The organism is Parafrankia soli, from assembly GCF_001854695.1.
GTDB lineage: Bacteria > Actinomycetota > Actinomycetes > Frankiales > Frankiaceae > Parafrankia > Parafrankia soli.
The window spans coordinates 1-1,246 of record NZ_MAXA01000087.1 but is presented as its reverse complement, the minus strand read 5'-3'; the positions used below and the strand labels follow the sequence as shown (position 1 = coordinate 1,246).

Annotated in this window: 1 protein-coding gene; it reads left to right on the top strand. The window is 71.0% G+C overall.

The features are described 5' to 3' along the window. Positions 1-127 precede the first annotated feature (127 nt). On the top strand, positions 128-1,246 hold a 1,119-nt coding region (locus tag BBK14_RS09080; protein WP_071060984.1), incomplete at its 3' end, for an FtsK/SpoIIIE domain-containing protein.

Genomic DNA, 1,246 nt, shown 5'->3' with positions numbered 1-1,246 from the left:
AGCCGGTCCCGTGTGTCATCTGCGGTAAGCCCGCGATCTGCCGGAGTCCGGCGGGCAAGCCGGTGCACAAGGTCTGCGCGGAGACCTGGACCGAGCAGCGCAACACCGACCGCCGGGCGGTGGCGTGATGGTGCGGGCGCCGCTGGTCAACTTCCGCCGGTTCCAGATCTCGGCGCCGTGGCCGCTGCTCTGGACCGTCACCGCTCTGTTCGTGTTGTTCCGCCTCGCCGTGGCGGTGGTGCGGCTGGGTGTGTTCGTGGTGCGGCACTGGCGGGCCTGGCCTGCCGTGGTCCTGGTCCTGCTCGCCGTCGACGTCTGGCGGGCGCACGGCTGGTGGCCTCACCTCCTGGTCCTCACCGTCCTCGCGTCCGCTGGTGGCGTGTGGTGGTGGCGTGGTCGGGACTCGTTCCACCGCCTGATCGTCTTGCGGGCGGTGTCGGTGTGGCGGCGGTTGTGGGTGTATCGGCGGCAGTGGCACGAGGTGATGTCGCTGTGCGGGCTGGTCAAGAAGTACGACGGCGGCGAAGTCGTACCGGAGCTGTTGTCGGTGCGCTGCTCCTACGCCACGGACGAGCTGGTGCTGCGGATGCCGAAGGGCCAAAACCCCGAGGTCTGGCACAAGGCGGCACGGGACCTCGCCTACTCGTTCGGTACCCGGCACTGCCGGGTCTTCTCCACCCGCCGCCACCCGGTACCCCACCGGTCCGGGCGTCTCGCCTGGCTGCTGCGGCTGGTGGATCGGGTGCGGTTCCGGGACCGGCCCCGGCACGTGTGGCTGGTGTTCATCCGCCGCGACCCGCTCACCCGCATCGTCGCTCCACTGCCCGTGCCCGCCCGTCCGGACTTCACCGCCCTGCCCCTCGGCCTGCGCGAAGACCTGGCCGTCTACGCCTTCCGGCTCCTCGCCACGCACGTCCTCATCGGCGGCGCGACCCGGATGGGCAAGGGCTCGGTCATCTGGTCCCTGCTCCGCTCCCTCGCCGCCGGCATCCGGTCGGGGCTGGTGCGGGTGTGGGCGATCGACCCCAAGGGCGGCATGGAACTGGCGATCGGCCGGCCACTGTTCTCCCGCTACGTCGACGACGACTGGTCCCGCATGGCCGACCTCCTCGAAGACGCCGTGGCCCGGATGCGCGCCCGTCAGCAGATCCTGCGCGGCAAAGCCCGCGTCCACACCCCCACCGTCGATGAGCCGCTGATCGTCGTCGTGATCGATGAGATCGCCGCGCTCCTGGCCTACCTGCCC